The organism is Nonomuraea basaltis (assembly GCF_005893125.1).
Taxonomy (GTDB): Bacteria; Actinomycetota; Actinomycetes; order Streptosporangiales; family Streptosporangiaceae; genus Nonomuraea; species Nonomuraea basaltis.
Genome location: NZ_VCJS01000384.1, coordinates 1 through 7,157, shown reverse-complemented (window position 1 = coordinate 7,157; position 7,157 = coordinate 1). Strand labels below are relative to the sequence as shown.

Below are 7,157 nucleotides of genomic sequence, written 5' to 3'. Positions count from 1 at the left end.
TCCATCAACAACCCCCCAGACGGAGCAATACGCACAACAACTACCGCAACGGGCCGCTACCTGACCTCCCCCATGCGCCGAGGCGAGCCCCTCACGGACGCCCGCCTCCTGCACTCCCACCGCCTGCCACCAGGCATGGTCGCCACCCCGGTACGCATCGCCGATCCGGAAGCGGCAAAGCTGATCTCCCCCGGCTCCACGATCAACGTCCTGGCCGCCTGGGAGGAAACCCACCCCGCCCGCACCATCGCAGAAGCCGTAACAGTGATCACGATCCCAGCCGCAACAACAACGACCACCGGCAGCACGGACAACCACGGCACCCTGGCCGTACTCGCCACGACCTCGACCCAAGCAGCGGAACTGGCAGCAGCCCAAGCAAGCGCCCGCCTGTCGATCACCATCGCGTCTAACACCAGGTAATCATTCGGCTACGATGCCCTCCCATGAACGGATTCAAGAAGTTCCTCATGCGGGGAAACGTCATAGACCTGGCCGTCGCGGTGGTCATCGGGGCGGCCTTCAACTCGATCGTGCAGTCGTTCGTGGCCGACCTGCTCACTCCACTGATCTCGGCGTTCGGCGGCCTCCCCGACTTCTCCTCACTAAAGATCACCATCGGTCAGTCGAACTTCATGTACGGCAACTTCCTCAACGCGATCATCTCGTTCCTGATGGTCGCCTCGGTGGTCTACTTCCTGGTGGTCAAGCCGTACACGCATATCAAGGAGCGCAACGCCGCCAAGGTCGAGTCGACGACCCGTGACTGCCCGGAGTGCCTGTCGGAGATCCCGAAGGCGGCCTCCCGCTGCGCCTTCTGCAGCGCCGAGGTAGCCTCCGTCTAGATCAGGTCAGAGCAGCGAATCGATCTTTGGATCGTATTCCCAATGCCACGGCTCGAACGGGCTGCTGTAGGCCCAGGAGGGATGGAACCACCCATACTTCTTGGAGTTCCTCTCCATCCACACGAACTCGGCGGACCCCGACCTCTCCACCCCGCCACACAGGTCCACAGCCAGCCCGAGCCCGTGGTTGCTCCGCCCCGGCACGGCCGCGAACCCCGGCCGCCGATAGTAGATGGACTGCTGCTCAGCAAGGTTCCGATAAGCATCGGTGACGCAGATCGGCTTCCCGAACCGCTTGCGATAGGCCTCGTTCAAGCTCACGAACGCGATGGTGGCGTCGGCCCGCAGGCTGAACCCCCTCTGCTGCAACGGACAGAGCATACCCTTCGGAATCAGCCCGTTCGGATAGTCACCGGCCGTCGCCGCCCGCAGCGGATCGCACCCCAGCGCCGCCCGACCCACCTTGTCCACCTTGATCCCGAGCTTCACCAGTGCCGCGGTCAGCGACTTCACGATCTTGTCGGAGCGCTGCCGCAACGTGTCGACCTCGGCCGCCATCTGCGCCTCCGCCAGCAGGTTGCCCGCCCGAAGCTCCTGAGCCTCGGCCGCCAGTCGCTGAGCTTCCGTGTGCAGCGCACTGGTCTGCTCAACGGCCTGCTGCCGCGTGGCCACCATCTGGGACGCATCGCTGAGGGCCCGCAAAGTCCGCTCATCCGCGCCCCCGGACAGGAACGGCAGAAGGCCCTGCGCCGCGACCGGCTGCTCGTACAGCAATTCAGCCATCTGCGACACGGGCTGCCGCATCACCGCAAGCCGCCGCTCCATCTCCTGGAGAGCCGTCAACTTGCTCTTGAGCTGCTTCTCGGAGGTCGCGATGGTTATCCGCCGCTTATCGAGGGCCTTGGTGGCCTCCTCGAGCTCCTTCGCGGACCGCTCAGCCTCTCTCCGCAGCTCAGTCAGCTTCCCCGGATCCCGCCGTTCCTGAACCCGCACATTCGCCTGAGCCTGAGTAGGAGGCACAAAGAGAGAAGCCACCGCCATGACTACCGCGATCAGACCCGCTGATCGAGGGGCTGGCACGTTCGACTCCTCCGTATGCAAACTCGTTACCCGGGTCAGGCACGCACGTTACTACAGCCCCTGGAGTGTCCGGACCGAACTCCAGAGAGCTGTTATGAGACAAAAAACCCACTTTGCACGACCACCCCCCGCAACCAGCCACATCCTCACCCGGCCCCATCACCTGGAGCCCCCACACGCACCCACCCAAACCGCCCTCAAGCCCCACCCACCACGACCTCCGAAGGCACCCTGAACCGCCCCAAGCAATGAGGCAAACCCCATCCACCGGAGCGTCACACCAACCCCCGTAGCAACCGACACTCAAATCCCAGGCGCCAAACTGTCAGCAAACCCCTGAAAGTCTCCCAGCTCCTCTTCCCGGCACAACTCCCACAGCCAGGTGTCCTCCCACTCCCCCGGACACCCAGCCCGAGGCCGCCGCACAGGCGCAGGCACAGGCGCATAGGGCTCCTCAACCCCAGGAGCGGGACGAACGACCGCGGCATCGGACTCCGCACCCCGGGGCACCGTCGACACCACCCGCACAGGCGCCGGCACGACCCCTTCGTACACCCGATCAGGATGAGCCGGCGCAGGCACGAACACCGGCTCGAACACCAGCACGCCCCCACCCCCACCGCCGCTCATACCAGCAGACGCAACAACATCCTCAAACCCCCGCATCTCACCGGCCAGCAACCCCCCGGCAAGGATCGCCGGCGCCAGCAACGCCCCGAACAACACAACGGGCCGCCGCCGCACCTGCCTGCATCGCCTCCTGGTCACAGGCAGACGGTATCCACGGGCGACGATCACGAATCTGATCACTTGTCATGCCTTTACCGCAGCTCAGAGCACCCATAACCAACCCCGCCAAACTCATCCCAGTCCCACGTCCCACGCAGTGCCAGACTTTCGCTAGGCTTACGGGAGTCCGCCTCCGTAGCTCAGGGGATAGAGCACCGCTCTCCTAAAGCGGGTGCCGCAGGTTCGAATCCTGCCGGGGGCACTCTTCTCTACCAGGCATTTTGCCCTCTGACCTGCGGTTTCCCGGCCGCAGGTCTTTTGCTTCCCAGGCCCTTGGTAGGTCGCCGAGGGCACCCGTATGCAGCCGTAGGACCATGATCACGGGATATACGCGGGATGATCTTGACGGCACTCCCCCAGGTCAGACACTGCTTCGGAGTCATCCACGGCCTCCAGCAACCTCACGACCGTAGGAATACGGAACCGGACCCCGTCTCGGCTGCCCCCGGCCCGCCGAAGCGACGGAGACGCCCTTGGCCACCGCCGCCAGATGCGCGTATTTCTCGGGATCGCGCACCACAGCCGTCACCTCATGCCCGCGCACGACCACCTCGGCGACCGAGACGGTTCCCTGACCGTATCCTTGCCTCCCGATGGCGGGGCGTGCGCTGAGTTGGTCGCGATCAGCTTGTGGCTATAGCCAGTTGTCGTCCATGTCCACGTAGTACGCGACCGCGTACAGTACGCGCTGGCGCTCGTCGTCGTCCTCGTTCAGATGGGTCAGTCCCGCCAGCCGGGCGGTCTCCCTGGCCACGGTTGGGAGGGGGCGGCTCGTTCCCAGGGGGCACATCAGGGTCTGGGCGGCCTTGTCTTGCAGGAGCAGCCGACCGTGCTCGGTGTCGTGGCCGGGATACATGCCGCCCGTGCCGTCGAAGACGGCCCGGGCCTGCTCCTGGAGACTCCGGCTAAGCGTGTGCAGCTCACGGCCCGCTGCCCGGGCGCGTTCGGAGTTCCACTCGCGCTCGGCGATCAGGCGCAGGGCCTCCTCGACGAGGGGGCCGTCGAGGCCGGTCATGGCGACCGCGAGCTCAGCGGCATAGGCGATGACCTCTGGCAGGATGTCCTCGGCGGGATCGGCGACGATGGCCGCGAGCCGCGCGTCCGCGGCCACGGCAGCTCTCATGTCCGCGTCCAGCCGGAGCGGCGGCCGCCTCTGGACGGGTGCGGGCGTGAAGGCAAGATGCGGGCGGGCCAGCCAGGCACGGTCCAGGCGGAGACCTGAGAGCTCCTCCCCCTGGGCGAGCGCAGCGGCCAGCCAATCCCGCCGCCATTCGTCCTCGCTCACCCGGTCGGCCCAGGCCCGGTCAGCGCCTTCGAGATCCAGGGGATCGAAGGCGCTGACGATCTCGCCCGCGCGCGCGTAAGAGACGACGACGTCGTGGTTGACGGTCCACCGGAGGCTGTAGACCTCCTGGCCCGCGCTCAGGACCGGCTCGCTCGTGCCGTGACAGGTGAACGGCTCCATGAGGAGCGTCCAGCCGCCGTACCGCGCGGCGAGCACGTCCTCGCCGGAGTCCTCGTCGATCAGGTCGGTCCAGGTTTCCTCCGACGCCTCGGCCGGATCGGCACCCAACGCGTGGATGACCTGTTCCAGGTCGTCGGTCCTGATCCAGGTGAGGCACGCCTGTTCGGGGAGGTAGGAGTGCGCGTCCGTGTAGGCGTCGAAATACTGGCTCATCGTCGTTCTGCTTCAGTCTTCCGGTAGGGGGCGGGGGTGGGGCGGTGTGTCGCCGCCCCACCCATCATCTGATCAGTTTCCTGGTCCCGGCGGGCCCACGATGTTCGGTCCGATGCCGTCCACGGTGCAGCCGTTGAAGTCCAGCACCTCGTCCGGGAACGGGTTGGTCACCACGACCCCGGGTGCTCCGCTCACGGGTCTGGATTGCCCGGGCAGCTTGATGTCGACCCAGAATGGCGATCGTTCCCTGATGCGGTTGCGCTGGTACCACACGCCCAGGCGGGATCCGGACGAGCAGTTGTCCTTCACGGCAATGAGCCTGACTGAGTAGTCATGCACCGGGCTGTACGCCCCCTCGATCGTGGAGGCGAACGGGTACTCGTCGCAGCTTTCCGGGCTCCTGTATCCCGGCTTGATCTTGCGGCATGCGGGGATCGCGATGCTCCTGTTCCGGTCGATCACGGTTCTGTCTAGGGTCCGGTGGAGGCATCCGTCGATCCTGCCCACCTTCCGCTCGCATCCTGGGTTCTTCCAGTCGAAGCGGCCGGGGATCCATTTCCCGGGGTGGGGATCCGGATCGGTGAGGTTGGGGCTGTACAGGGCCCTCTCCAGGTGGGAGACCGTCTCCCGCACCTTCGCTTCGTTGCCGTCGAGGATGAAGACAGGCCTGATGGTGCCGACCACGCACCCGCCGCTGTAGGCGGTGATCCAGGTGGCGCTGTCGCAGATGAAGTACTGGTCCCACCGCTTGCCGTCCCGCATCGGGTTCAGCGTCTGGTAGTTGTCCGGCAGCTCTGGGTTGTTGGTGTACTTGATCGACGGGAAGATGCTGCAGGTGCCCGCTTTGTCGGGGTGGTTGAGGCCGTCCCACGGCACGTCCAGGGTGATCTCGAAGTCACCGCCGTCGCGCCATTGCGCCACGGTGGCTTCGCGACCGTCTCCCAGCGGTTTGGTCTGGCCGCTCCCGTCCACGTACGTGGCCGAGCATTTCGTGCCCTTCTCTCCGAGCCCAACCTTGAACGTGCGGTCTGCCCAGTCGTCGTCGATTAGGTTCACTCTGTCCACGCGGATCCACGCCTTGATCTGACGGCTGGTCACTCCGCTGAGCGCCGTTCCGTTGGGATGCGCGGGGTTCCTGGCGTTGATGTTGGGCACGCCGCTCTTGGCCGCTCTGCCGACGAAGGTGCGGAAGATGATGGTCATGCGGGCGTACCACTGCGTGTCGCTGAACAGCGGTGTGTTGCGGTCGACCGATCCGTCCTCCTCCCGCTCTCCGATCCACATGGCGTAGCACATGCTGAAGGAGTTCTTGGACCACCATGCCCTCCGGTGCAGCGATCCGTCCATGTCGGGCAGGTTCAGCTTGCCGACCTGCGCCTGGCATTCCTCATGGGTCACGTGTTCGTACGGGAACTTCTTCGCGGCCAAGGCAGTCTGGGCTGTCTTCGCCCTGGCGGTGGCCGAGGTCACGACCCAGAGAGGCTGCCAGTCGGACCAGGCTCCTGCGGCGGTACCGACGCTGGCTCGAGCGCGCCATCGCAGATGCTGGAGGTCGACCAGCCTGCCGGTGGGGACGGTGGCGGTGCCTAGGGAGCCCGATGCCACGTTTGTCGCGGTGCCTGCCCAGATGCTACCGCTCGACCCGTATTCCGGATCGTGTTCCAGCTCGAATGAGATCGTCGCCGAACGGCCCTCCGGATCGATGGCTCGGGCCCTCAGCGACGGCGTCAGGGAGGAGGTGATGAGGCCGCTCTCTCCGGCGCTGGAAGGTGTCACCTGGAGGTCGGACACGATCGGCTTGGAGACATCGACCGTCAGGCTCTGCCAATCGGACCAGGCTCCTGCGGCGGTACCGACGCTGGCTCGAGCTCGCCATCGCAGATGCTGGAGGTCGACCAGCCTGCCGGTGGGGACGGTGGCGGAGGCCACGTAACCCGACGGCACGTTCGCCGCCGTGCCCGCCCAGATCGGCGTGCCGTCCGCGGTCTCCAACTCGAAGCCGACCGTCATGGAACGGTCTTGCGGGTCCATGGCCCTGGCGTGCAGAGTCGGAGTGAGAGTCGAGGTGACCCAGCCGTCCTCGCCCTCGGTGGCCGGGGTCACGTCTAGGTCGCTGACCGTCGGCTGGGTGAGGTCCTGAGCGGTGGTGAAGGACCAGGTGTGCTCGGCCATCGTGTTGCCGTCGGCGTCCTTCGCGGCGCTCGCCGTGGCCGTATACGTCGTCCCCGCAGCCAGCCCCTGGCTGGGTGTGAACGTGACCACGGTGTTCGCCGGGTCGGCGGAGAGCGTGCCGGCGACGGGCTCGCCAGCCGCGTTCTTGAGGGCGATCTGGGCGCCGGTCACCGCTTCGCTGAAGGTCACCTTGACCGCAGTGGTCGTGGCGACCGACGTGGCCTCGTGAACCGGGTCGGTCGCCACGACCGCGGGTGGTGTGGCGTCGGGCTGCACCGTGGTGAATGAGAAGGCGTGCGCGGCCGCCAGGACGTTGCCTGCGGCGTCCTTTGCACCGGTGACCTCGACCGTGTAGCGAGTGCTCGCCGAGAGGGCCTGACCGGGTGTGAAAGCCAGGACGGTGTCCTGCACGTCCATCGCGGAGGTGCCCGCCACCTCGACGCCGTCGGGGTTCTTGACGGTTACCCTGGCCTCGGTCACCGCCTCGCTGAACGAGATCCTGATTTGGATGTTCCGCTCGGCGTCCGTGGCGTCCTTGTCAGGGAACGTGCCGATGACCGTCGGCGGGGTAGTGTCGGGACCCGGGTCGGGGG

Annotated in this window: 5 protein-coding genes and 1 tRNA gene; 3 read left to right on the top strand and 3 right to left on the bottom strand. The window is 66.3% G+C overall.

Going from position 1 to position 7,157, the window contains the following annotated elements:
- A partial coding sequence (locus tag EJK15_RS66110) for an RcpC/CpaB family pilus assembly protein (protein ID WP_240778069.1) occupies positions 1-423 on the top strand: 423 nt, incomplete at its 5' end.
- A 23-nt stretch (positions 424-446) separates the two neighbouring features.
- Positions 447-845 carry a large conductance mechanosensitive channel protein MscL gene (gene mscL, locus EJK15_RS66105; protein WP_138720407.1) on the top strand — a complete coding sequence of 133 codons (399 nt, stop codon included), beginning with the start codon at positions 447-449 and terminating at the stop codon, positions 843-845.
- A gap of 6 nt (positions 846-851) precedes the next feature.
- Here mscL and EJK15_RS66100 read toward each other — a convergent pair whose 3' ends face one another.
- On the bottom strand, positions 852-1,838 hold the full coding sequence (locus EJK15_RS66100; protein ID WP_240778068.1) for a M15 family metallopeptidase: 987 nt from the start codon (positions 1,836-1,838) through the stop codon (positions 852-854).
- Between the two features lie 1,005 nt (positions 1,839-2,843).
- Here EJK15_RS66100 and EJK15_RS66095 point away from each other — a divergent pair.
- Positions 2,844-2,916, top strand: a tRNA-Arg gene (locus tag EJK15_RS66095).
- A 432-nt stretch (positions 2,917-3,348) separates the two neighbouring features.
- On the opposite strand, the gene EJK15_RS66090 is transcribed toward EJK15_RS66095, so the two are convergent.
- Positions 3,349-4,392, bottom strand: a complete 1,044-nt coding sequence (locus EJK15_RS66090) for a hypothetical protein (protein ID WP_138720405.1) — start codon at positions 4,390-4,392, stop codon at positions 3,349-3,351.
- Positions 4,393-4,464: 72 nt separating this feature from the next.
- Positions 4,465-7,157: Ig-like domain-containing protein (locus EJK15_RS66085; protein WP_171075373.1), on the bottom strand; the 2,693-nt coding region annotated here is incomplete at its 5' end.

Coding starts and splice junctions, on each gene's coding strand:
- mscL (WP_138720407.1), top strand. CDS start 447: ATGAACGGATTCAAGAAGTTCCTCATGCGGGGAAACGTCATAGACCTG.
- EJK15_RS66090 (WP_138720405.1), bottom strand. CDS start 4,392: ATGAGCCAGTATTTCGACGCCTACACGGACGCGCACTCCTACCTCCCC.